Source organism: Paenibacillus sp. 01T424, assembly GCF_056398745.1.
In genome coordinates, this window is the sequence record NZ_JBFTPZ010000071.1 from 1 (window position 1) to 22,767 (window position 22,767).

General features: G+C 43.3%; 19 protein-coding genes. 1 reads left to right on the forward strand and 18 read right to left on the reverse strand.

The features are described 5' to 3' along the window. Positions 1-437 precede the first annotated feature (437 nt). Positions 438-1,322: a nucleotidyltransferase-like protein gene (locus AC1DPK_RS32130; RefSeq protein WP_441876898.1), complete on the reverse strand. Its 885-nt coding sequence runs from the start codon at positions 1,320-1,322 to the stop codon at positions 438-440. Positions 1,323-1,475: 153 nt separating this feature from the next. On the opposite strand from AC1DPK_RS32130, the gene AC1DPK_RS32135 reads away from it, so the two are divergent. Continuing rightward, the gene (locus AC1DPK_RS32135; RefSeq protein WP_076271895.1) at positions 1,476-1,835 is read left to right on the forward strand and encodes a YgzB family protein; all 360 of its coding nucleotides are present in this window, start codon (positions 1,476-1,478) and stop codon (positions 1,833-1,835) included. A gap of 170 nt (positions 1,836-2,005) precedes the next feature. Here AC1DPK_RS32135 and AC1DPK_RS32140 read toward each other — a convergent pair whose 3' ends face one another. The 17 genes from AC1DPK_RS32140 to sigY form a co-directional block, all read right to left on the reverse strand. Further along, on the reverse strand, positions 2,006-3,730 hold the full coding sequence (locus AC1DPK_RS32140; RefSeq protein ID WP_477512815.1) for a glycosyl hydrolase family 18 protein: 1,725 nt from the start codon (positions 3,728-3,730) through the stop codon (positions 2,006-2,008). A 117-nt stretch (positions 3,731-3,847) separates the two neighbouring features. Continuing rightward, positions 3,848-4,282: a peroxide-responsive transcriptional repressor PerR gene (gene perR, locus AC1DPK_RS32145; RefSeq protein WP_076271893.1), complete on the reverse strand. Its 435-nt coding sequence runs from the start codon at positions 4,280-4,282 to the stop codon at positions 3,848-3,850. Between the two features lie 77 nt (positions 4,283-4,359). After that, a complete protein-coding gene (locus tag AC1DPK_RS32150) occupies positions 4,360-6,285 on the reverse strand; it encodes a DUF4097 family beta strand repeat-containing protein (protein WP_477512796.1) in 1,926 nt (641 codons plus the stop codon). After that, positions 6,267-6,977 (reverse strand): MgtC/SapB family protein, encoded by a 711-nt coding sequence (locus AC1DPK_RS32155; RefSeq protein WP_076271891.1) that lies wholly within the window; start codon positions 6,975-6,977, stop codon positions 6,267-6,269. Before AC1DPK_RS32155 ends, AC1DPK_RS32150 begins: the two co-directional genes overlap by 19 nt. 148 nt (positions 6,978-7,125) lie before the next feature. Beyond that, positions 7,126-8,565, reverse strand: coding sequence for an Asp-tRNA(Asn)/Glu-tRNA(Gln) amidotransferase subunit GatB (gene gatB / locus AC1DPK_RS32160; protein ID WP_339207443.1), 1,440 nt, complete (start codon positions 8,563-8,565; stop codon positions 7,126-7,128). Positions 8,566-8,601: 36 nt separating this feature from the next. Next, positions 8,602-10,059 carry an Asp-tRNA(Asn)/Glu-tRNA(Gln) amidotransferase subunit GatA gene (gatA, locus tag AC1DPK_RS32165; protein WP_076271889.1) on the reverse strand — a complete coding sequence of 486 codons (1,458 nt, stop codon included), beginning with the start codon at positions 10,057-10,059 and terminating at the stop codon, positions 8,602-8,604. A 35-nt stretch (positions 10,060-10,094) separates the two neighbouring features. Beyond that, positions 10,095-10,382: an Asp-tRNA(Asn)/Glu-tRNA(Gln) amidotransferase subunit GatC gene (gatC, locus tag AC1DPK_RS32170; RefSeq protein WP_477512797.1), complete on the reverse strand. Its 288-nt coding sequence runs from the start codon at positions 10,380-10,382 to the stop codon at positions 10,095-10,097. Positions 10,383-10,647: 265 nt separating this feature from the next. After that, the gene (locus tag AC1DPK_RS32175; RefSeq protein ID WP_477512798.1) at positions 10,648-14,520 is read right to left on the reverse strand and encodes an Ig-like domain-containing protein; all 3,873 of its coding nucleotides are present in this window, start codon (positions 14,518-14,520) and stop codon (positions 10,648-10,650) included. Positions 14,521-14,725: 205 nt separating this feature from the next. Beyond that, on the reverse strand, positions 14,726-15,832 hold the full coding sequence (locus AC1DPK_RS32180) for a response regulator (RefSeq protein ID WP_477512816.1): 1,107 nt from the start codon (positions 15,830-15,832) through the stop codon (positions 14,726-14,728). A 64-nt stretch (positions 15,833-15,896) separates the two neighbouring features. Next, positions 15,897-18,977, reverse strand: a complete 3,081-nt coding sequence (locus AC1DPK_RS32185; RefSeq protein ID WP_477512799.1) for an ATP-binding protein — start codon at positions 18,975-18,977, stop codon at positions 15,897-15,899. Between the two features lie 148 nt (positions 18,978-19,125). Continuing rightward, positions 19,126-19,509: an ATPase gene (locus tag AC1DPK_RS32190; protein WP_339207439.1), complete on the reverse strand. Its 384-nt coding sequence runs from the start codon at positions 19,507-19,509 to the stop codon at positions 19,126-19,128. A gap of 104 nt (positions 19,510-19,613) precedes the next feature. Next, complete coding sequence (locus tag AC1DPK_RS32195) at positions 19,614-20,459, reverse strand: ABC transporter permease (RefSeq protein WP_477512800.1); 846 nt, start codon at positions 20,457-20,459, stop codon at positions 19,614-19,616. After that, on the reverse strand, positions 20,456-21,406 hold the full coding sequence (locus tag AC1DPK_RS32200; protein WP_477512801.1) for an ABC transporter ATP-binding protein: 951 nt from the start codon (positions 21,404-21,406) through the stop codon (positions 20,456-20,458). The genes AC1DPK_RS32195 and AC1DPK_RS32200 overlap by 4 nt, the downstream gene beginning before the upstream one ends. Next, the gene (locus tag AC1DPK_RS32205; RefSeq protein WP_339207436.1) at positions 21,403-21,612 is read right to left on the reverse strand and encodes a PLD nuclease N-terminal domain-containing protein; all 210 of its coding nucleotides are present in this window, start codon (positions 21,610-21,612) and stop codon (positions 21,403-21,405) included. The genes AC1DPK_RS32200 and AC1DPK_RS32205 overlap by 4 nt, the downstream gene beginning before the upstream one ends. A 37-nt stretch (positions 21,613-21,649) precedes the next feature. After that, entirely contained in the window at positions 21,650-21,871 is a 222-nt protein-coding gene (locus AC1DPK_RS32210) for a sigmaY antisigma factor component (protein WP_441876928.1), read from the reverse strand. Beyond that, complete coding sequence (locus AC1DPK_RS32215) at positions 21,859-22,197, reverse strand: YxlC family protein (protein ID WP_441876931.1); 339 nt, start codon at positions 22,195-22,197, stop codon at positions 21,859-21,861. Before AC1DPK_RS32215 ends, AC1DPK_RS32210 begins: the two co-directional genes overlap by 13 nt. Beyond that, positions 22,184-22,717: an RNA polymerase sigma factor SigY gene (gene sigY, locus AC1DPK_RS32220; RefSeq protein WP_441876934.1), complete on the reverse strand. Its 534-nt coding sequence runs from the start codon at positions 22,715-22,717 to the stop codon at positions 22,184-22,186. The genes AC1DPK_RS32215 and sigY overlap by 14 nt, the downstream gene beginning before the upstream one ends. Positions 22,718-22,767 lie beyond the last annotated feature (50 nt).

Here is a 22,767-nt window from a genome sequence, read left to right on the forward strand (position 1 = left end):
CATGTATTAGGCACGCCGCCAGCGTTCGTCCTGAGCCAGGATCAAACTCTCCAAATTGGTGTTTGACTTGCTCATAACTTTTATCGCTATATTTGCTCATCCCGAAGGATTTGCAAGGCAGTTATTACTCGTTGTTCAGTTTTCAAAGAGCAATCTTTTCTTTCGTGTCAACCGCGTATTTCGTATCGGCGACTTTTATAATATATCACGTTTGCCTATCTCTTTGCAAGTACTTTTTTTCGTTTTTCGACATTTTTTTTAAAATGTCGTTTTCGCGATTATGTATCCTGTAAAAGCGGCGAGTACTAATATATCATCTGATACTAATATAAGTCAAGCATGTTTTCTACTTTTTATTTTAAACAAAAGAAGCGCATGCCTGCCTCTATAAACATAGGGCATGACATGCGCTTCTACTATTATAAACGGTTGAATCATTAGCTTGTTTTCACGTTGTTCATATATCGAAGTTCAAGCGCACCTATATCTCCTGCTTCATTCATAACAGCAACCTCACGAATGTACTCCCGCTTTACAAGCTTCTGAAGAACAAGTGATAAATCACCATGCAAAATATTTAATGTGGAGTGTGATTGCAGCTCCGCAATACTCCAAGGCTCTTCGCGACTGCCAAGTATATTAAATAATAACGCGCAGCTTGTTTTCATTTTGCTCATAACGGAAAACTCGCAGCCAAGCATAACTAATTGTACTCGTTGCTCCAATGTTTCTGGGCTTACCGTTAGCTCCTCGTAGAGCTTATATATTCCTGGGTGAACTCGCTTCAGCTGTTTCCACACGGTTAGCTCAGGATGCCTTCCTTCTTCTATAAGAACGATATGAGCCCAATGATGCAAGGCTGTCAGCACATGACTGTATGCATCCAACAAATTACCATCCAATAGATCCTGCTTTGCTTGTAAATACGTTCTTAAGAAACCCGTAAATTCAGCAAACTGCTTTTGCTCCCGCATTGAAGCAGGAAACTGAAGCAGACGTTCACGAACACTGCTCAGATAGCCGTCGCGATCCACCAAGATCTCCCCCCGAACTAGCCATTCGATAATATTGCGGTTTTCGCCACCAGACAACCATTCACTCAATCCATTCGAATCAATCGTTCGAATCAATACCCGTTGATCCTCGATTTGGACATGCTCCGTATCATTCCGCTCAATCTCTTCATTCATTACAACAAGTACTAATGAATCTAATCCATCAGCTAAAGGATTATAAGGATATGGGTTTTCAATAACAGCCAAACCGATTAAATGAGGTTCATCTCGATAGCTGTCCGAGAAGTACGCTTTTATATGTTCCACTGGTTCCTCCATATAGCTAATCACATTTTATTACGCTATAATAATATTCTACAGTTTTATTCTTTTTCGACAGGTTGGAGGCACATTCCTGCTTACTAACTCAGAAACTGTTTCAAAATCATAAGTCATTGGTCATAGGAAGGGTATGAATACATGAATAAGTTCTTTTTCAAGTCAGCCAAAATCAATGAATTCCGTCTATGGGGACTCGTTTTCACCCTTGTTGGCATGGGAGTCATGATACTCGGAACAGCCGGCATTGTTTTTTGGGGACAAGCAGGCAAAATTATTGCTGCTATCTTCATGGTAATCGGCATGATCTCCTTGTTAATCAGCGTAGCCGTTTATTTCTGGGCTGGCATGATGTCAACAAGCGCCACAATGCTTCAGTGTCCAGAATGCTCGCGTCCAACCAAGATGCTTGGAAAAACAGATCGTTGTATGTATTGCAAAACGATACTTACGCTTGATCCTGCACAAGCAACAACTACTCCTTCTGAACAGCAAGTTTAACCTATAGTGAATATACGGTTGATTCTTTCTTAGGAAACAACCTTTATTCTACTAAGAAGGTAAAAAGCTAATAAAACCAACTTTTGATCGCAGCATTATAAAAATAAGAAACGCCTCCTCCATGTCTTCACATGTGAGGAGGCGTTTCTTATTTAACATTTATAAATGAATTATGGCCTAAGCTTAAGAGAATCGTCGATAGATTTCCAAATAGCTTCCGTTTGGAACGCACGCTGCCATGTTGCTACACCCGCTAAATCATATTTACGCGCAAGCGCTACTCGAGCTTTAATGGATACTTCATCCTCAATCCATATTCGCATCAAATTTCCGTCTTCCGTATATTCCACGTAATTCTGACCTGCTTTTGCATCAAACACTGGCTTAAGTTTCTTAGTCGTAATAATCTCATTAACCTTCTTCATGCCTACTGCCTTTGAGGAAACGTCTATTTTACCGTCTTCCCCTTTTTTTTCAGTCCATATCCGGGTATACAGAGGCATGCTTAAAATAATTTTACTTGCTGGTACTGCATCCTCCTGCATGATACGAACAAGAGAACTCTCTGTCCAAGGCAGCGATGCTACCGAACCCGATTTTGGACTCGCAGCCCAATGCTCATCGTAAGCCATGACCATCATATAATCTACAACATTGCCAAGCGCTGCACGATCAAGAAACAGCGACCACATCTCACTATTCGACTTGGGCGTTACATCCACGGAGACAACCAAGCCTTGCTCGTGTAAAAGCGGAGTCAGCTCCCGAACAAATTGTACAAAGTTAGCTTTATCCGACGTGTGTACATTTTCAAAATCTAAATTAATCCCTTGCAATCCATATACTTGAGCAAAGCCGATCAGCTGCTGTATCATCGAGAACCGAGTTTCCACTGACGCTAATGCCTTTGTCGTTCGATCAGGCTCGAAGCTATTGCTGAACAGCGCCCAAATCTGCATCCCTTGCTGATGTGCCCATTTTACATATGCGGGATCAGCCTTGCCTTTTATTGTTCCTTTGTCGTCGGCAAGTTCAAACCAGGTTGGACTTACGACATTTACTCCCTGCATCGGCGCTATTTTGGCAGTATCGATTTTCCGTTGATAAACAGCTTCCCATGTCATATTAATTTTATTGCCGAGCACCTTCCACGCAATAAATGGAGGTTCTGACGCCTGCTCGGGCATTTTCTCAATAGAAGTAAGCTTCACATCTTTTTTATTCATAAAACCGATGATGCCTTCGCTGTTTTGAACAAGCAGCCAACCTTCCTGCTCTTTCCAAATTCTTATTGACTGTGATTGAGGAACTTTTTGAACAAAAGGCGCTCGAATAGTCGCTTCGGTTCGAATAGCCGCCCCTTTCTCAGGTGTAGCCTCAGCGAGCTGAACCATGTCTCCTGCATTCAGCAGCGTTACTGTGCCTGTCTCTTTTACGAATTCTACTTTCAGCCCATATAACTCCTCCAAAGGTTCTGCAGGAATATAGACCGTATCATTAGACGTTTCTGCAGTAATCGTTAGATCATATGGTTTTTGGTTGATAGTCGCCGTTAAAGAATCCGTCTTGAGGTGAAGCACCTTATTGGCAGTTGTCAAAATGATTGAACCTGAATCAGGCTCATATCTTATAGGCTTGTCCGCTCCTAATACCTGCTCCAGCACCGAAAGCGGCAGCTTAACTTCATCATTTTCGATAATAGCTCCTTGCTCCGCTTCAACGCCTTGAATAAATATAGGATGCTCTGACTTATAATTTGGTTCTACCTTTTCATTGTTTGGAATAAAACGCATATATCCATACCAACAAAAGACAGCTATTACTCCTAACAAAAACAACAATATTATGCTCCGAACACCTCTGTTGCCTTTTCGGCGTGGCGCTCGGTTGTACATCGTTTCCAAGTCATCACTCTCCTGTAATGTTAACTTCAAAATACTATTCGACTATTAAAAAACGTGCAGATTAGCGTTGTATCGCTTCCCGGCACGTTCTTGTAGGCATAACGCCAATTATTTCGCTGATTTAGTATTGCAAGTCGAGCAAACACCGTAAATTTCCATCCGATGTCCTTCAACCACAAAACCTGTTACACGTGACGCTGCACGTTCTACCTCAAGCAGCGGTGGATAATTAAAATCGACGATTGAACCGCAATTTTTGCAAATGGCATGGTAATGATCGGATAAATCCGAATCAAACCGGCTTGAATCATCGCCATAAGTCAGCTCACGCACTAATCCAGCTTCTACAAATAAACGCAGATTGTTATATATGGTAGCTACGCTCATGCTCGGGTAAACTGGTGAGAGCGCTTTATAAATTTCATCTGCAGTCGGATGCGACATCGAGTCCATCAAGTAGCTTAATATGGCGTGACGTTGCGGGGTCATTCGGACGCCATTCATCTTCAGTTGCTCAAGTGCTAAGTTAACGCTGGCTCCCATTCCCCTCACGCCCTTCCTTAAAGTTATTAAAGCTATTGTACGTTCTTATTTAAGAGTTTGTCAATGAAAGCGCCTTTTTAGGATAGTCCAAATTGCTTAATTGCAATGCTGTTCGTAGCATTAATCTGAATCCTGAAAGTGCCGTCGCCAATAGTGCCTCTTATCGTTTTCTTACTTACTTCAAGCGGCAAATCGGACACAATATTACCGAAAGTTACCGATCCATACATCGTAAAATGAGCATTCGCCGGTATTGCAAGCTTTACCTCTCCGACGGAGCTATCGAGATCCCAATCTCCGCTAACTTCAGCACTGCTTAGTTCAATGTTCCCATTCAGCGTATCCGCTTTAACAGAACCGCCTGCACCGTCCATTTTGATTTTCCCGTTTTTTGTTTCTGCTTCAATGTTTCCATCAATCTGCTTGATCTCCAAACTGCCATTGAGTGTATTGGCATAAAGCTTACCTTCAATAGAATCTGCAGTAACCGTACCATTTTTTGTTTCAAGACTGGTATCACCGGTTATGCTTTTCACATTAATTCCGCCATTATTACCTTTGACGGAGATAGGACCTTTAATGTTGCTTACGGAAACAATTCCGCTATTGCTTCGGAGCTCAAGGCCGCCTGGCAGCGTCAAATTCATGACTTCAATTGAACCATTGCCTGATTCAACTTTCATCTTTAATACAGGCTTCTGTTCCTCAGCATTCTGAGGCGGTTGTTCAGATTGACCATTTAAACCTGCATCTGTATCCGTAGGCTTTTCAGTTGCGGACTGATCGTTCAAATCAACATCAGATGCTCCCGCATCAACTTCTTCGCCAATCGTATCAATACTTTCCGAACCCAAGGATAACGGTGTTTCTGTAGGCTGTTGATTAACCTCAACCTGATCAGACAAAGACATTGGTACGGTAATAATCATATTCATTCTCGGTTTTCTGCTGCCGTTAGCGCCATAGGTTTGACCCTTCGCCTCCAACGTTACTTCAGCGCCTGGATTAATTTTGACGGTTGATTGCTCTGCGATCGCATCAGCCTCCGTTTTGCCTGGCACATCAACCCATACAGCAGTCAAAAGCTCTATTTCCTGTACGTCACCCGATCGAATGGTTACTTGCCCATTGGGATTAACAACACGAATGAGAGAAATCGCTTCATCTAAAGGAACCTTAATGATGGTCTTCTCATAATGAAATCCTTTCTCTTCTCCAAATTCTGCTGCCCCGTTCAAATCAACATTAAATTGATCCAGCCAACGATAAGGAATATCCGCGTATTGGGTCACAACGTAAGCGGTCAACGAAATCGCAACAGCAATCATCGCGCCTCCAATATCAAATCGAAGCTTTTTTTCTATGTCTTTAAACTTTATGCTGTATAGAATGATTTCTAAACCTAACAATATAAAAATAACCGGCCACCATTGACCAAGCAATGAAATATCATTCCGTCCTTGAATTTGATCCCAGAGAAGCAATCCTCCCACGACCAATACCAGTGCCGCTGCTGTAAAGCGTCCCAGCTTAAACATAGTAACTCTTCCTTTCCTTGAACGTGACAGCAGCAATATTGAAGCGATTATAATAATCGGGCCAACACATAACTCCGCTAGTTCATTCATCCAGGGTAAAATCGCTTGTGGAGGCTTCACTAAAATAAGCATGACGCTTCCCGCCGCCAAAAGTAAAATACCATGTGTGCGATTCAGTGCAACGGGGTTGTTATTATCGACATCCGCGCTTTGCAAGGAATCAAACACGCTAATAAAATAAAAGATAGGAAGCATAATACCTAAATAAACGATCAACAGCAAATGTCTGCCGCCATCTGAATCGGCTAACCTTACAATCGCCGTCAAATCCAGCCAAAAGGCCGCAATTAACAGTAAGCCTTTCGGATGCTGTCCCGTATACATATGTCCTGCTCCTGGCATAGCAAATGCGAATAATACGGTGAGAAGTCTATTTTTTATTCGTTTTATTCTGAGCTGACCCAACGTACACCCTCCAAGTGCTTTATATTATCGAGGAGCACTAACAATGCTTCTGATTTAGGCAGTGTAATATACACCTGCAGCAAAATCTGCTCGCCTTCCTCTTCACCCTCACATTCTTCCAGCAGCATTTTTCTCATGATGATTTTCCGATCAGTCAGTAGGCTATTTAATTCAAGCATAGCTTGAGATAAATTATTAGCTTTTATTTTGAGCAAGTGCTCTTTCTTTGCACTAATATACCTTTTTTCCAGCTTATTAAACGCCCATAATGTTACAAGAACCATGATCGTTGCGGTAGCTGATGCAAAATAAAAGCCTGCTCCGACTGCTAATCCAATTGCAGAAACGACCCATAGGGACGCCGCTGTCGTTAAACCCGTTATTGATTTTCCGGTAAATAAAATAGTACCTGCACCTAGAAATCCAATGCCTGTAATAACTGCGGCTGCAAGTCGCGCTGGGTCAACCCGTACGTTAGGCTCGTCGACAAATGCTGAGAAACCGTACATGGATAGCAGCATCAACAAGCAAGAACCTAAACAAACTAGAATATTCGTTCGAAGTCCAGCAGCATGATTCGACTGTTCTCGCTCGAAGCCAATAAGTCCGCCCAATAGCAAGGCAAGCAGCAGCCTTAATAAAATATGAAGTTCACTAATATACCAAGGATTATGAAGTGTACTTAGCAGCATAAACAATCCCGACCTTTCTATATTCGCTATTGTAACATAATTGTATGCAGCGTATGGAGCTTACAGGTCTTCTGTCCAGAGTGATGTTCAAAAAGAAAGACGCGGTTCATCATGTTGATGAACCGCGTCTTTTTGCGTGCAACTGCTCTTATTTCAAGCGCTCTACAAGCAGCTTATTCACGAGTGCAGGATTTGCTTTCCCTCTTGATTCCTTCATAACCTGACCAACAAGGAAACCAATTGCTTTATCTTTACCTGCTCTGTAATCTTCAACAGATTGCGGATTTGCTTCAACGATCTGGTTAACGATGGCTTGAATAGCGCCTTCGTCACTGATTTGAACGAGACCCTGTTCCTCTACAATCTGCTGTGGTAGCTTGCCTGAATCCAGCATCGCTTTAAATACCGTTTTGGCAATTTTACCGTTGATTGTGCCTTTCTCAAGCAAACCAATCATTTCACCTAGGCCTTGTCCAGTAATTTTCACATCGGTAATTTCTTGACCGTTGGCATTCAAATAACCAAGCAAATCACCCATGATCCAGTTCGATACGGATTTGGCATCCTTCGTGTAGGAAAGGCTCTCCTCGAAGAAATCAGCAAGCTTCTTAGATGAAGTAATAACTTCAGCATCATAGGAAGGTAAGCTGTAATCAGCCGTATATCTCGCTTTGCGCGCATCAGGCAATTCTGGAATTGTCGCACGAATGCTTTGCTTCCAATCTTCACTAATATGAAGCTGTACTAGATCCGGGTCCGGGAAGTAGCGATAATCATGTGCTTCTTCTTTGCCGCGCATAGAGAAGGACTTACCAAGTGCATCGTCAAAACGACGAGTCTCCTGAATGACCTCACCACCGCTGTCGAGAATTTCCGCTTGGCGGAACTGCTCATACTCAAGGCCGCGCTGAACGCCGCGGAAGGAGTTCATGTTCTTAAGCTCCGCACGTGTACCAAATTCCTTTTGTCCGTATGGACGAAGGCTTATATTTGCATCACAGCGCAAGCTGCCCTCTTCCATCTTCACATCAGAAACGTCGCAATACTGCATGATGGCTTTGATTTTCTCGAGGTATGCTTTAGCTTCCTCAGGTGTACGAATATCAGGCTCTGATACGATCTCAATTAGCGGCGTACCTACACGGTTGAAATCGACAAGTGATGCATAACCGCCATCGACGTGAGTCAATTTGCCTGCATCCTCTTCAAGGTGCAGCCTTGTGATCCCAATTCGTTTGGTTTCTCCGCCCACTTCAATATCAATCCAGCCATGTTCACCAATCGGTTGATCGAATTGCGAAATCTGATACGCTTTTGGCGAATCGGGGTAAAAATAGTTTTTACGGTCAAACTTGCTGATATCTGCAATTTGACAGTTCAAAGCCATTGCCGCTTTCATTGCATATTCAACGGCTTGGCGATTCAATACCGGCAAAACGCCGGGATGTCCAAGGCATACTGGACAGGTATGGGTATTCGGCGGCGCGCCGAAAGCCGTAGAGCAGCCGCAAAAGATTTTACTGTTCGTATGCAGCTCCACATGGACTTCCAGCCCGACAACCGTCTCGTATTTGTTCGGTTCAGACATTCGTATCGATCCCTTCGTAAACGTATATAGATCCGCTTATAGCTGCGGACGTTGTTTATGATGCTCTGTATGCTGCTCGAACGCATGAGCGGCGCGCAGCACCGTCGATTCGTCGAACGCTTTCCCGATAATTTGCAAGCCAATCGGCAAGCCATCTGCCGTTCCACAAGGAACGCTAATGGCAGGAACGCCAGCCAAGCTTACCGGTATCGTACAGATATCGTTTAAATACATCGTTAATGGATCTCCAACTTGCTCTCCGATTCGGAACGCAGGTGTCGGAGCCGTAGGTCCGATGATGAGATCATATTGGCTGAACACTTGGTCAAAGTCCTGCTTGATAAGTGTACGCACCTTCTGAGCTTTCAAATAATATGCGTCATAATAGCCAGAGCTTAGAGCATAGGTTCCAAGCATAATCCGGCGTTTTACTTCAGCGCCAAATCCTTCGCTGCGGGATTTCTTATACAAATCAATGAGATTTGCAGGATCTTCCGCACGTACACCGTAACGTACGCCGTCGAAACGAGCTAGATTTGACGATGCTTCCGAGGAAGCAAGCAAATAGTAAGTAGCGATTGCATACTCCGTATGCGGAAGTGAAACCTCTTCCCAAGTCGCGCCCAGTGATTCGTATACTGCCAGCGCTTTAAGTACCGCTTCTTTCACACGCGGATCAATACCAGCTCCTAGGTATTCTTTAGGCACACCGATACGCAGACCTTTTACATCACCTGTAAGAGCTGCTGTGTAATCTGGAATATCCACATTCGCTGATGTAGAGTCGCTTGTGTCGTAACCAGCAATGGCTTGCAGCACAAATGCGGAATCTTCAACATTTTTGGTAAGCGGACCGATTTGGTCTAAAGAAGATGCAAAAGCAACAAGTCCAAAGCGTGATACTAGGCCATATGTTGGTTTGAGGCCAACGATACCGCAATAAGCAGCTGGCTGACGAATCGAGCCGCCAGTGTCGGAGCCAAGCGAGAAATAAACTTGTCCAGCAGCAACCGAAGCTGCCGATCCGCCGCTTGAGCCGCCTGGAACATAATCCGTATTCCATGGATTGCGAGTTGGATAGAAGCTGGAGTTCTCGTTGGAACCGCCCATCGCAAATTCATCCATGTTCAACTTGCCAATCGTTACCGACTGAGCTGCTTTCAGCTTGCGAACAACAGTGGCATCATAGATAGGATTGTAATTGCTTAAGAACTGACTCGCACAAGTGGTCAGTAGACCTTCAGTCACAATATTATCCTTAACACCCGCCGGCAATCCAAACAATAAACCTTGGTCGCCGCCTTCTTGCAATTGCTTGTCCAGCTCGGAAGCCTGCAAGCGTGCATTCTCTTCATTTAATGTAATAAAAGCCTTAATAGCAGGCTCAGTTTCCGCAATTCTCGCAAATGATGCGCTAACCAGCTCAGAAACAGACAGTTCCTTATTGTTAAGCTTGTTATGTACATCCTGCAGGCGCAAATCAAACAGTGCCAACAGTAGTTCCTCCCTTCAAATTAAACCCATTCGTATTATTCAAGCACCGCAGGTACTTTAAATTGTCCATCTTCTTCATCAGGCGCATTCAACAAAACCTTCTCGATCGGCAGCGACGGGCGTTTCTCATCCGCGCGCGTTACATTCGTTATAGGGAGCACATGGCTGGTTGGCTCAATATTTTCCGTGTCCAAGCCTTCTAGCTTTTCCGCATATTTCAAAATCGCATTGAGCTGCTCCGTAAACTGATCCTTCTCCGAATCGGATAGCTCTAACCGCGCAAGTCTTGCTACATGGTCTACATCCTTAGGTGAAATGCTCATCAGGTATTCTTCCTTTCCTATTCCTGTAATCATTCTTCCTATTATATCTCACATACAGGGAGAACATCAATGTAAACGGCAAATCACTTCTTAATTTCCACATAAAAGGAACTGGATCTCCAACAGAAGAGTTGGGCTTAAAAGCAATCGTTTATCAAACAAACAAAAGCAGCCCACTCTCACAACTTAAGCTGTTGTGAGGCAGGCTGCTTTTTAGTTTTAGAGAATCAGGTTCTTACTGAAATGCTCTAGATGACCGTTAGCATTATTGCTCTTTAATCTCATGGTCGATGCTCGCAGTCTGAATATCTTCATACGCCCAGTGCTTCTGCGAAACGTCACTCCATTGTTGATCTGCTCCTGCTAGAGGAGATCTGCCCTGCTGTCTATTGAATATGACAACAGCTTCTGCTCTCGTAAGAACGCGGTTTGGCGCAAATGTACCATCCTTATATCCGTTGAAAATTCCTGCTGCAGTCCCCTGATCAATGGCTGTTTGTGCCCAGTGCCCATTAATGTCAGAGAAGCTTTTGCCGCCGGTTTCAATATGCTCCATCAATCGATTAATAATAACAGCCATTTCCGCACGAGTGATCGTCTGATTTGGTTTGAAGCTGCCATCTGGATAACCAACCATTAAACCCAATTCGGTAATAATTGTAATGTATTTTGCAGCCCAATGCTCAGCATCAACGCCCGTGCTGCTCACGGAAGATAATTCAGCTTCCTTGCCCAGTATGCGAACAAGTATCGCTGCCATTTCAGCACGTGTAATCCCTTTCTCTGGTTTAAAGCTTCCGTCCTGATGACCAATAATATAAGCTTTGACTTCTTTATGATCTGGAACTTCAACCGGATCAGGCTTATCGGGCTTTGGCGTCACGTTGCCACCCGAGTTGTTGCCTGAATAACTGGATCTCGTTGGATCCAACGGATAATAATCATCCTTATCATTGACACCATCTCTGTCCGTGTCTGGATCTTTTGGATTCGTTCCAATTGCTTTTTCTTGCTCATCCGTCAATCCATCGTTATCATCGTCTGGATCAGTCGAATCTGGAATGCCGTCTCCGTCTGTATCCAGCTCACCGTTTACTGTACCCGGCTTAGCTGCATCCGTTGGGAATGGATCATCTTTATCATTGATTCCATCCTTGTCGGTGTCTGGATCTTTCGGATTTGTACCTGTTTTCGCTTCTTGCTCATCCGTCAATCCATCGTTATCATCGTCTGGATCAGTCGAATCTGGAATACCATCTCCGTCTGTATCCAGTTCCAAATCTGGCTCCGTGGTAAAGGTCCATACTAATTTATCAGAAATACCCGCATAGCTGTTTCCGTCTTTATCCCTCAAAGCTCCAGCTGCAATTAAGACGTAATATTCTGTACCTGGCTCCAAATATTCGACCTTAGGCCCATTGCCAGGTTGCGGGAGGATTGGAGGATTGATCGTTACTGTATTTCCCGATATATCGACTCCCATTTCTCCGATACTCACTTTATGCACAACGCTATTGTCAGACTTCTTTCTAATTTCAAAGCTCTTGCCGTTTACTCCCTGAACATTTGTGCTAAACGTCAGTTTTAGAGCTGTACTCTGAGAAACACTATTTGACCCTCCGGCAGGTGAGTACGCTGTAACCTTCAGTTCGTTTTTTTCCGGAGCAGCGCCTGTAGTGAAGTTCCAAGTTGTCTTGTCTGCAATACCTGCGTATTGTGCACTGCTGGTCGTGCTTTTCAGTGCTCCCGCTTCTATTTGAACATAGTAAGCAGTATTGTATTCCAAATAATTCCCTGGAGCATCCGGTACCATTAGGTAAGGATTTATCTTTACTTTATTACCCGATACACTTACATCGCTTATGCTGCTAATTTCAAAAGTATGAGCAATGCTGTCATCAGATTGCTTCTTGATAAAAATCTTTTTACCCGGAATCACTTGTACATTCTCGCTAAAAGTTAGCAACAAATCGGAGTTGGTGGCCACTGCTGGAGCATCATCAATAGGAGATAATGTCGTGACAGTTAGTGGCGAAAAACTCTTTGCTGTCTTGAAGCTCCAGATCGTCTTACCTGTAATACCCTTATACGTATTGCCTGCCTTGTCCTTAAAGGCTCCATCATCAATCAGAACGTAATAGCCCGTATCGTTAGCTAAACTAGTTGACAATTTAATGGTCGCCTTAGTTCCTGCTAGTGTCAATTTTGCAGTATCGTTAGCTGCAATGGTTTCAACAACACTATCATCACTTGCTTTGCGGATGCTAATGTTTTTGCCTGCCATCGCTTCCACAATCTCACTAAAAGTCAGCTGTAAGCTCGCATCAACCGCCACATCAAGCGCATTATTCGCTGGTGTATATCCAGTAGCTGTCGGCGCTGTTGTGTCTGGTGCAGCTTCTGTTTTGAAGAACCATATCTTCCCCGGCTCACCCATATACATTACGTTTTCGTTCATTAACTGAATGAATTGGAACATGCCATCAAAATCATTATTGTATATGTCCTGAAACGCACCTTTATCCATGAGGATATAATAATAGATATTGTTTTTCATGTTTTTCGTTGGATTAATGGTAACTTTGTTCCCAGAAATCGTTATTTTGCTCGTATCTGTTGAAGATATTTCTTCTAGCAAAATTGGAGCCGTTGGATTTGTTCCATCCGGTGTGGCTCTGCCCGGTTCAAAAACCGTTTTGAAATGCCATGATTCGGTAACTGTATCCTGTACTTGACCATCATGAATTTCGACATCAGCTGATAATCCAGCATAGCCGTTCCCTGCAATATCCGTAAAAGTAGACGGTTCAATCTTCACAAAATAATTCGTCTGATATTCCAGATCCGCTGCTGGATTAATCGTTGCTACATTATCCAAGACTGTTACCTTTGTCGAATCACCTGCATCAATTGTTTCTACTAACGTTGCATCGCTTATTAAGATCGGGTAATCTGGTCCGTTAATCATTGATAATTCCCGAGGTTTCCAAAGCGTTATCTTTTTACCCGCCAGTGCCTTTACTTTCTCATCAAACGTTAATTTAAGATTAGTATCCACACCAACATTCTGTGCACCTTTAACAGGAGTTAGTGCTGTCACAACAGGAGCTTGATTATCAGCTGGCTCAGACGGTTCAGAAGGTTCAGCATCCAATGCAATAGCAACAGGAACCATGAAGGTTCCGACCATAAAAGGTCCCACACTGAGCTCAATTGTTTTGTCGACCGAATTTGTCGTTGTATTAATAACACTCATATTGCTCGAGCCATAATTAATCGTGTATGCTTGAAGACCATCTTTGGAAACGCCGATGACGTAAGGGTTAGCATCAACATTTATGGTAGCATCCACTTTAAGGGTTGCCGCATTGATTACTGACACAGAGTCATTATAGCCATGTGCTGCAAATATCTTACTGCCATCAGGACTAACTTCTGTTGCAGTTGTCATGCTGCCAACCGGTATATCCGCTTCGTGAGTTTTTGAATTCGTATCAATTATATTTACGAAATTAGTTACTAAGTTAGCCACATAAATCTTTGTGCCCGAGGGATTAACCGAGAGTCCGTAAAGTTCCCCCTCAATGGTAATTCCCTTCACAACTGTTTCGCTTATTATATCTATAATCGTGAGTTTTCCGGTTCTACTGGTAACATAAAGATCATTCCCAACCAATGCCATCGCAATAGGCGTAGCTACGGATATTTTTTTCTCCTCAACAAGCGAGGCTGTATTTATAACTGAAATCGAGCTTCCTGAGTCATTTGCCACATAAGCTTTACTTCCATCCTTATTAAAGGCAACGCCATGAGGCTGAACTCCAACCGGTATGGTCGCGATTACCTCATCCTTCGCCGGATCAATAACCGAGACCGTATTGCTTGCTCTGTTGGTTATGAACACCTGCTTCTGATTGGGGTTGATCGCAGCGCTGTTCGGTTGGTTTCCTACCGTGATTTTAGCCTTTTCTACAGTCAAATCTGTTAGATTAACAACATCGACAGTACCATTGCTAAAGCTTGTGATATACGCTTTTTTAAATACAGAAACTTCTCCAGCTCCAGCCGCATTTACCTTTCTCCCATCCTCCATAAACAATGACGAGCATAGGTTGACCATCAGCGCGAATAGAATCATACTGATTATCTTCTTGGACCTTACTAAACTAAGCATATTTTTGACCTCTCTCCCACCGTGTGATTGGCTATTACCATGTTTGGAAGAATCTTATCAATTAGAACTCAACAAAATCTCACAATTCGTCGCTACATGTCGAAAAAACAAAAAAAGAACAGTGGACACTCCTCTGCTCTAATTGTTTATAACTATATTTTTAATGAATCTAGAACGTAGATAACCTGCTCTTCATTTCCAAAGACGGCTCTATTCCAAGCTCTTCGCGGCTGGCCCTCTCATATTTCGTATATAGTCGAAGCATCTTCTCTCTGTTCCCTTGTCTCTCATAAATATCGATCATAAGCTGATTCATCTCTTCATGGAGCGGATAAACAGCCAAATATTTGTCGAGGCGATGCTCCGCTTGATTCCAGTCATTCGATAATAAATCATCTTCAACTAGCTTTTTGGTCATCGTGGAGTATTGTTTAAAATAAGCTTCCTCCAGTGGTATTTTCCATAGATAGGTTTTCCCATCCAGCAGCGGCCCTTGATACAGCGCACATAAATACTCCATTTGCTCCCTATCCAGCTTCCCCTCGGCAAAAGAGACATTTGAGCGTTGGAACGCTAGCGCATCATACATTTGGTTTCCCGTTTCCATCATGTAACCATCATTCATTTTGCGAATGCTCATGCCGAGTTCATTTTCTTTCAATATTTTCTTCATAAGATAAATTGTATTGTATAGATTGGAAGAGCTTCTCTCCTCCGGCATATCCGGCCACAACAAATCCATTACCTGCCATTTGCTAATATTGCGTCCCGAATGACACAGAAAATAGGCAAACAGCTCCTCAGCCCTGCGTGTCCGAAAATGTACAGGAACCCCTTCCGAATTGCGAACCTCGAACCCACCAAAACATTGGATCATAGATAAATCCTTTTGAGGGATGACCATTGTAGTTGCGCGCTGCCGATTAACTAAACGTTCTGTCACCCGTTCAATTGTTGAAGGTGTTACTGGCTTTAAAATATAATCAATCGCTTCTACCCCAAACGCGTCCAGAGCATAGTTCTTGTAAGCAGTTGTAAAAACAATTTCTGTCTGTATCGTTAACGCCCGTACTTTCCGTGCAAGCTCAAGCCCATTCATCTTAGGCATCTCCACATCTATGAAAGCTACGTCGGGCTTAATGTCTTCCATCTTCTCTAGTGCTTCAATAGGATTAGTGAACGCTCCCACAATGGTGTAATTAGTATTCCGTCCTAAAATAACCTTCATCAATTCCAATATCGGCTTCTCATCTTCAATAATGACAGCCCGAAACATAATCTTCACCCCTTTAATCCTTCATCCAAAATATCGTCCAAGTGTTGCGTCATGATTATTCACCCTATACGATACCATAAGGCAAATACATCGTTATCTTTGTTCCGCTCCCTTGCTCTGAATGAACGGTGAATGCAGCACCAGAAATGGCCTCTAGCCGCTTTCGAATATTAGCGATAGCAATGCCCCCATCCCGCTTCTCTCCGCTCGTTATTTGACTAAGCAGAATATCCGACATTCCAACACCATCGTCCTCGACGGTTACTTGTATATAGCCATGTCCTTCATTAATCTTTAATGAAACAGTGCCCTCTCCCTCTTTATCAAACAACCCGTGACGGATCGCATTCTCAACAAAGGGCTGTATGCATAAAGAAGGAATCTCTACATCTTGAAGACCTTCATCTACATGAGAGATAAAAGTAAACCGCTCTCCAAACCTAGCCTTTTCGATCTCAACATAGGCATGAATCAATTCAAGCTCACGGTCTAGAGGAACGACTAAATTAGATCGATCCGTATCTAAAATGTAGCGTATATATTGACTTAGCATCGACAATAAATAGGCTGCTTTTTCTCCATCTGTATAACAGAAGGAAATAACGCTGCTTAACGCGTTGAACAAAAAATGAGGCTTAATTTGAGCCTGATGAAAGGCTAGCTCATTTTGAATGGCCTCCTGAATGGAGGTTTTCATTGCAATCAATGTTTGGATTCTAGCAAGCAGCGTCTCACCATCAAATGGCTTCGTTATATAATCATTAGCACCTGCCCTGAAACCTAACGCAATATCTGCAGGTGTGTCCTTAACAGTCGCGAAGAGAATGGGCAAATCTAGAATCGAATAGCGGTCTCGCAGTGTACGGCATAGCTCAATACCAGAAGTACCCGGCATCATGACATCTAAAATAACAAGGTCCACACGAGGATGCTCGTCCATCTTGAACATCGCTTCTTTAGCCGAAAATGCTGTAATCACATTGTATCGATGCTGCTTTAATATATGTAATAAGCTATAAATATTGGAGGCCTCGTCATCCACTATTAAAATGGTACGATCATAATAGCCTATAACGTCGAGCGAGGCGTGATCAGCTGTCACTCGCTGCACCATTTCGTTTTCTGAGGATGCCGAAGCTTCCCGATAGCCTTGAATGTCTAAAGCCCTAGGCAGTGTAAAGAGCATACGAGTTCCTTCACCGATCTCGGACCAATCCACTCGAATTTCGCCGTCCATTCGCTCAACCAGCTTGCGGCTAATGTACAGACCAACGCCCATTCCCATATAACCATCCGACGGAAGCGTTTCTTCCAGCTGCTCAAAATATTCGAAAACCTTCAAAAATTTATTGCTCGGAATTCCTTTTCCCGTATCCTCAACAGTGATAGCTACCCTATTGTCCAACAACCTCGAATTAACCCTTATCCAGCCGTTCTCTGTATGCCTAATTGCGTTATAAATCAGATTATAGAGCACCTGTCTAAGTCTGCTTTCATCTGCAACTACCCAAATATCCACTTCCACCTGATTGTCTAATCGCACCGACTTCCCAGCTAGCTCGAATTGCAGTACATCAAATACGATCTGAACGGCTACTCGCAAATCCACCACTGTCATATGCAGCCTTAATTCTCCATGCTTCAAGCGGCTTACATCAATTAAGTCATGAATTAACATAGACAGTTTAGTGGAAGTATCCTTGATCAACCAAAGATTTTGTTTTTGCTTTGGCTGCAAATTATGATCCTCATCCTCAAGCAAATGAGCTGTCATGTTCATAATACCGTGCAGAGGTGTTTTGATCTCATGAGAGGTACTCATCAAAAACTCATCCTTCAGTTGATTGGAAACGAGCAATTGACGGGAGAGTATTTCAGTTTTCTCATAGGCATTCGAAAATCTTACAGCGAGCAAAATATTTATAATGACAATAAATCCGATAATACCGAATGTTCCCACTAAATTAGTGTCTACGACATTCGTCGAGTAGAGACCATCGTATAGGAGAAAAACCATCAAAGAAACGCCGCTCCCAATGAACAGAAGCCATTCTTTCCCTTCAGACGAAGTACTCTCACTGCGTATGTAAAATACAGCCATTTTCAAAATGATATACGACACCAACAGCCCTAAATAATATAAAGTTAAACCTTTTACATTAATGTGAACGCTGTACGGCAGCAGCAAAACAGCAGCAATATAAAGGATAAATGGCGTTTGAAACAGCTTTAAGTTTCTCGGCGACAATAACCTGGCATCAAATGAACAAAAAAATATAATAATGACCATAGCACTTAAAACTTGGCTCAAATCAAGCAGCTTATAAGTGATGTCGAATGGAATGTTCGGAAGCAGCTGTTGAAATATTTTCTCACCATTCAGTGAACGCTCTAAAGACAAGATTAGCAGGTACAATCCGCTAAGCAAGTAAGCTTTATTCCTCCGTCCAAGATAATAAAAGATAAGATGATACGCCCCGAACATACCCATAATCAAAACAAGTCCAATTCCTATGCCTAGCTGTCTGCCATTCATCTTGCTAATATCATAATCCAATCCGAACGAAATCGAATTGACGATCCCCCCAGTGACAAACACATAATTGGATATCTGAATAACAAGCTCAACTTCCCTCGTTTCGGTTTGAAAAAAAGCGCTAGAAGGCGTATTTCCAGGTATGTTCAATTTTTTGCTCGAGGATGGTTGTCCACTTTCGCTTTCCAATTTGCCATTAATAAATAACCGATGAGCCATTCGGATACTTCTTGTTTTCAGACCCAAACCTTCCTTTTCATCTTGKAGAAGAATCTTTAGACGATATGTCCCAAAGCCTTTTCGAGCCATACCTCCTTTAGCGTTTTTCCCTGTCCAAGTAGCAGGTACAGATAAATAAGAAATTCCCGAATTGTTTTGGTGAAAATCGGCAGGCGTAAGCAGCTGTCCTTCGTAAAATTCCCATTCACCATCAAGAAAAACAGGGCCATCCTGCTCAAGGCTCCAATTAGATAAATCCAGCACTCCCCGCTTTGCTTGCGGCAAGTCTCGGTTAGATTGCGTTAATGCCTGCAGGCTGGCTGTCAATACAATTGTAATGAGTAGAAATACTGCTATTTTGATCAATCTTTTAACGCTCTCTCTGTGCAATGCAGCAGCCCCTTCCACGGTTCATAACATTTCGTCCATTTTATCACCACAAGCTCACATAAATCTCTATAATTCTAGGCATAAAAAAAAGACTGTTCCGCGGTCACCAAAGTGACTTACAGGACAGTCCAAAGCTCAAGCTATTCTTTTAAATCCAAGCCTTTAAATTAACCTGACGAATAAAGTCCGCTGGGCTAAGCGTCTCCGTTGCCGTACTCTCTGGTTCCGCTTCCGTTTCTTCTTCACCGTTCATAATTCGTTTAAACAATTCTTCATTATGTGTAGCAAGAGCAAAATCAATTAAAGCCTCACGTTCAATGCGGTCAACCTCATCTTGAATGAGTACCTCTTCAAGTTCTACATCTTCATCAGGAATAAGGAAATTACGATTCGCAGAGGGTACTCTGAGCACGTAATCAAATACATTATCCGCATTGCGGTCGTAAGCTATAATATAACCATGTTCCCCGATGGGCAGGTTTTGTTCATATTGGTCAGCCACAATGACGACCTTTGTGCCTAGCTGTAGCATCGTCCTCAACTCCTGTTTCTTCGCCGCTGATTCTTTCACTACTATCCTACTAAAAAATGATAGCGGTGTCCAATCGAAGAGAGTTGATAGACGGAATAATTACATTATTCAACAGCTGAACTTCTGCGAAGAACCGTTGCTGATAAGCAAATAGACGCTGCAATACATATCATTGTGATCAAAATCGACCAACCGAATCGATAATTATTTTCTATACCTGATACCGCGGCTTGATAGGCAAAACCGCTTAATGCGCCTGGACTCCACCCCAGTGCCTTAGGAAACAGCCCCGTCAAAATGGATAAAATGACAGCTCCCCCCAATGCCGAGAACGCCGCAGCCGCCGGACTCCGAAGCAGCGAGCTGAAAAGGAGCGTAATCGTTGCTACAAAGGTGAGCCATAAACCGTAGATAAGCAAGCTGTTAAACACCTTATCCATTGGAGCATCGCCGATCAACAAGCCTGTATAGTACCAAGAAGCAAGATACCCCGCTATAAATGAACCCCAGGTAAGCATAACGATAGCTGTCCATTTGGAGCAGATGTAAGATAATACCGAAATCGGCTTTACAAGAATAAGTGATGCTGAGCCGTTGATACGCTCACCAGACACCGTCCCCATACAAACGAGCACGAGAACAAGAACCCCTAGTGTGCCAAATTGCTGCAGTGTTTGTGCAAGAACCTCAGTACCGAGCGGCGTAGGAATTTCGATAACCGTTCCCTCCGGCAAACTTCCTGCCTTCTCCAATATGACCGGCATGAAATAGGTTGATACCGGCTGCATAATACCGAGCAATATAAATACTAATGGCACCCATARCAGCTTAAAGCTTCGCATAAGTTCGAGAAGCTCCTTTTGAACCATAACCATGTATCGAGTAAAGCTTGACGATCCAGCTGAAGGAACAGTAACTGTCTGTAAACGACTCATTTCTTTTGTACTCATGCAGTCACCACCCTCATAAATAAATCCTCCAATGATGAATGACCAATCTCCAATTTGCTTACCTTAACTTGTTCTCTCGTCAATTCTTCAAGCAAACTCCGTCTAGCTGCATCCACTTCGTTTACAGTAAATCGTGCAATTCCATTGTGCAATTGAACATCTTGAAAGAGACTAGTTTTGCCGCTATTCGTAAGGGCCGGCTGGATACGCTCTACATAAGAGGATAACCAGCGTTCTGAATTTGCATCACGTTCAATCTGAAGCTCAATGATCGGTTTGCGATGCTCATTGCGAATCTTCTCAATCGCTCCTTGCAGCGCAACTTTCCCATTCCGAATAATAATGACATCATCACACAGTTCCTCGGCATCATGCAGAACATGCGTCGAGAAAAGCACCGTCGTCTCCCGCTTCAGCTCACGCAGCAATTCAAGCACCTCTCTGCGTCCAATCGGATCAAGCGCTGAAACGGGCTCATCCATAACAAGCAGCTTAGGCTGATGGACAAGCGCTTGAGCCAGACCTAAGCGCTGCTTCATGCCTCCGGAATAGGAGCCTATTCTCCGCTTCGCAGCAGAGGAAATCCCGACACGCTCCAGCAACTCTTTGGCTCGTTTTTTGGCCTCTGCAGCGCTGAGACCGCATAATTTACCTGCATATATCACATATTCCATTCCAGTCATCCAATTATAGAACGACGGTGATTGCGGCAAGTATCCAATCAACTCACGATGATTGCCTGCTTGAGCAGATCCCATAAAATCCATTTGTCCTGCCGTCTGCTTAAGCAGGCCTGTAATCATTTTAATTGTTGTTGTTTTCCCTGCTCCGTTCGGTCCTAGAAGGGCAACACAGTGGCCTGTCGCAATCGAAAAATCGATTCCAGCTACTGCATCAACTGTACCGAACGTTTTTGTGAGTCCCTTCACCTGAAGCAATGCGCTCATCTTTCATTCCTCCTTCCAGCAATAAAGAAGGCGATCGGGCCAAAAATATTTACAAATATAATAATTAAAACCCACATCAGCTTAGGACCGCGTGTACTCTCCGCCTTAGCACACAATACCAATGCAATCACCATTAAGATCAATTGAATAACGATTATTGGTGCAATGATAGGTAATATATCCGATAATTCGATTTGATTATTCATTTTAAAGCCCCCTTAGTTCGATTTAAAAATGATCAGGCTATTCATTTCCTTTTCCACGGCGACGTGGAAACCATCCGCTCCGCACAAAAATAAAATAAAAGAGAAGCGGCATCGGCGCCTGAATCAAACCCCATAACCCCCAAAACCAAGGCATACTGTCCCTTTTACGAGCATCGATGAATAGCCACGTTGATTGTGCGATCAAGACAGAGATAAGCAAAATCCATCCCCAAATCGGTATGATCTTCAGCTCTTCCATGTTCGCACCTTCCTTCGACCAAACGTTATGCCAACAAAACCTATGCCTCCAACGGCAATGACCACTTGAAGCACAGCGAACCATACCAAGTTACGATCCAACATCCACATCATCATTCCAAAAATTAAACAAGCTAACAGCCAAAAAATCAAAAGATCCTTCCATAGCTTTCTTTTCATTTGCTGCTTATGCGCATCCACCATGTCCTCGAATCTTTGCAGCTCTGGAACATGCGGTGCATGAATAGCATCAAATCGATTTAATGTCTCTTGCAGTTGATCATCGAACCACTTCTGATCCTCTGTTTCCTCTTTAAGCTTCTTCATGCTCCGTTAGCTCCTTCCGCAGCTGCTTTAACCCATTATGCAGCCTTGATTTTACTGTCCCTACTGGGATATCCAGCATCGAGGAGATTTCCTCTTGTGAGTAGCCGTAATAATATTTCAACAATACCGGTATTCGAGTATCGCTATTCAGATCACCTAATGCTTGAAGCGCCTCGGGCCATTCATCTCCTCGCTGCAAAGTATTGTAGCGAATGGACCTGAGCGACTGCTCCTCTTGCACCCAATGCTTTTCAAGCTCGTTTCGCCGAATTCGATCAACAACGAGCCTCGATGCTATCGTTATAAGCCAAGTAGAAAATTTGGCTTTAATCTGAAAGGTCGCTATTTTTTCAATCGCTTTCAGCATCGTTTCCTGTGTGACATCCTCCGCACGTGTTTTGTTCATCGTTACTTTAAGTGCGTATTGATACAGAAATGAATAATTTTGTCGCAGCAGTTCCGAGAGCGCTCGCGAATCGCCGCGAACTGCTTGCTTAATTAGCTTCGTCTCGTCATGCACGAGCGCGCAACCTCCTCTTTTTCATTCACTTGTAGCTTAGACGGTTCACT

Excerpts from the sequence above, each read along its gene's own strand:
- AC1DPK_RS32135 (WP_076271895.1), top strand. The coding sequence starts at position 1,476 with ATGAATAAGTTCTTTTTCAAGTCAGCCAAAATCAATGAATTCCGTCTA.
- AC1DPK_RS32140 (WP_477512815.1), bottom strand. The coding sequence starts at position 3,730 with ATGTACAACCGAGCGCCACGCCGAAAAGGCAACAGAGGTGTTCGGAGC.
- perR (WP_076271893.1), bottom strand. The coding sequence starts at position 4,282 with ATGGGAGCCAGCGTTAACTTAGCACTTGAGCAACTGAAGATGAATGGC.
- AC1DPK_RS32155 (WP_076271891.1), bottom strand. The coding sequence starts at position 6,977 with ATGCTGCTAAGTACACTTCATAATCCTTGGTATATTAGTGAACTTCAT.
- gatB (WP_339207443.1), bottom strand. The coding sequence starts at position 8,565 with ATGTCTGAACCGAACAAATACGAGACGGTTGTCGGGCTGGAAGTCCAT.
- gatC (WP_477512797.1), bottom strand. The coding sequence starts at position 10,382 with ATGAGCATTTCACCTAAGGATGTAGACCATGTAGCAAGACTTGCGCGG.
- AC1DPK_RS32175 (WP_477512798.1), bottom strand. The coding sequence starts at position 14,520 with ATGATTCTATTCGCGCTGATGGTCAACCTATGCTCGTCATTGTTTATG.
- AC1DPK_RS32180 (WP_477512816.1), bottom strand. The coding sequence starts at position 15,832 with ATGTTTCGGGCTGTCATTATTGAAGATGAGAAGCCGATATTGGAATTG.
- AC1DPK_RS32190 (WP_339207439.1), bottom strand. The coding sequence starts at position 19,509 with ATGCTACAGCTAGGCACAAAGGTCGTCATTGTGGCTGACCAATATGAA.
- AC1DPK_RS32200 (WP_477512801.1), bottom strand. The coding sequence starts at position 21,406 with ATGAGCGCATTGCTTCAGGTGAAGGGACTCACAAAAACGTTCGGTACA.
- AC1DPK_RS32205 (WP_339207436.1), bottom strand. The coding sequence starts at position 21,612 with ATGAATAATCAAATCGAATTATCGGATATATTACCTATCATTGCACCA.
- AC1DPK_RS32210 (WP_441876928.1), bottom strand. The coding sequence starts at position 21,871 with ATGGAAGAGCTGAAGATCATACCGATTTGGGGATGGATTTTGCTTATC.
- AC1DPK_RS32215 (WP_441876931.1), bottom strand. The coding sequence starts at position 22,197 with ATGAAGAAGCTTAAAGAGGAAACAGAGGATCAGAAGTGGTTCGATGAT.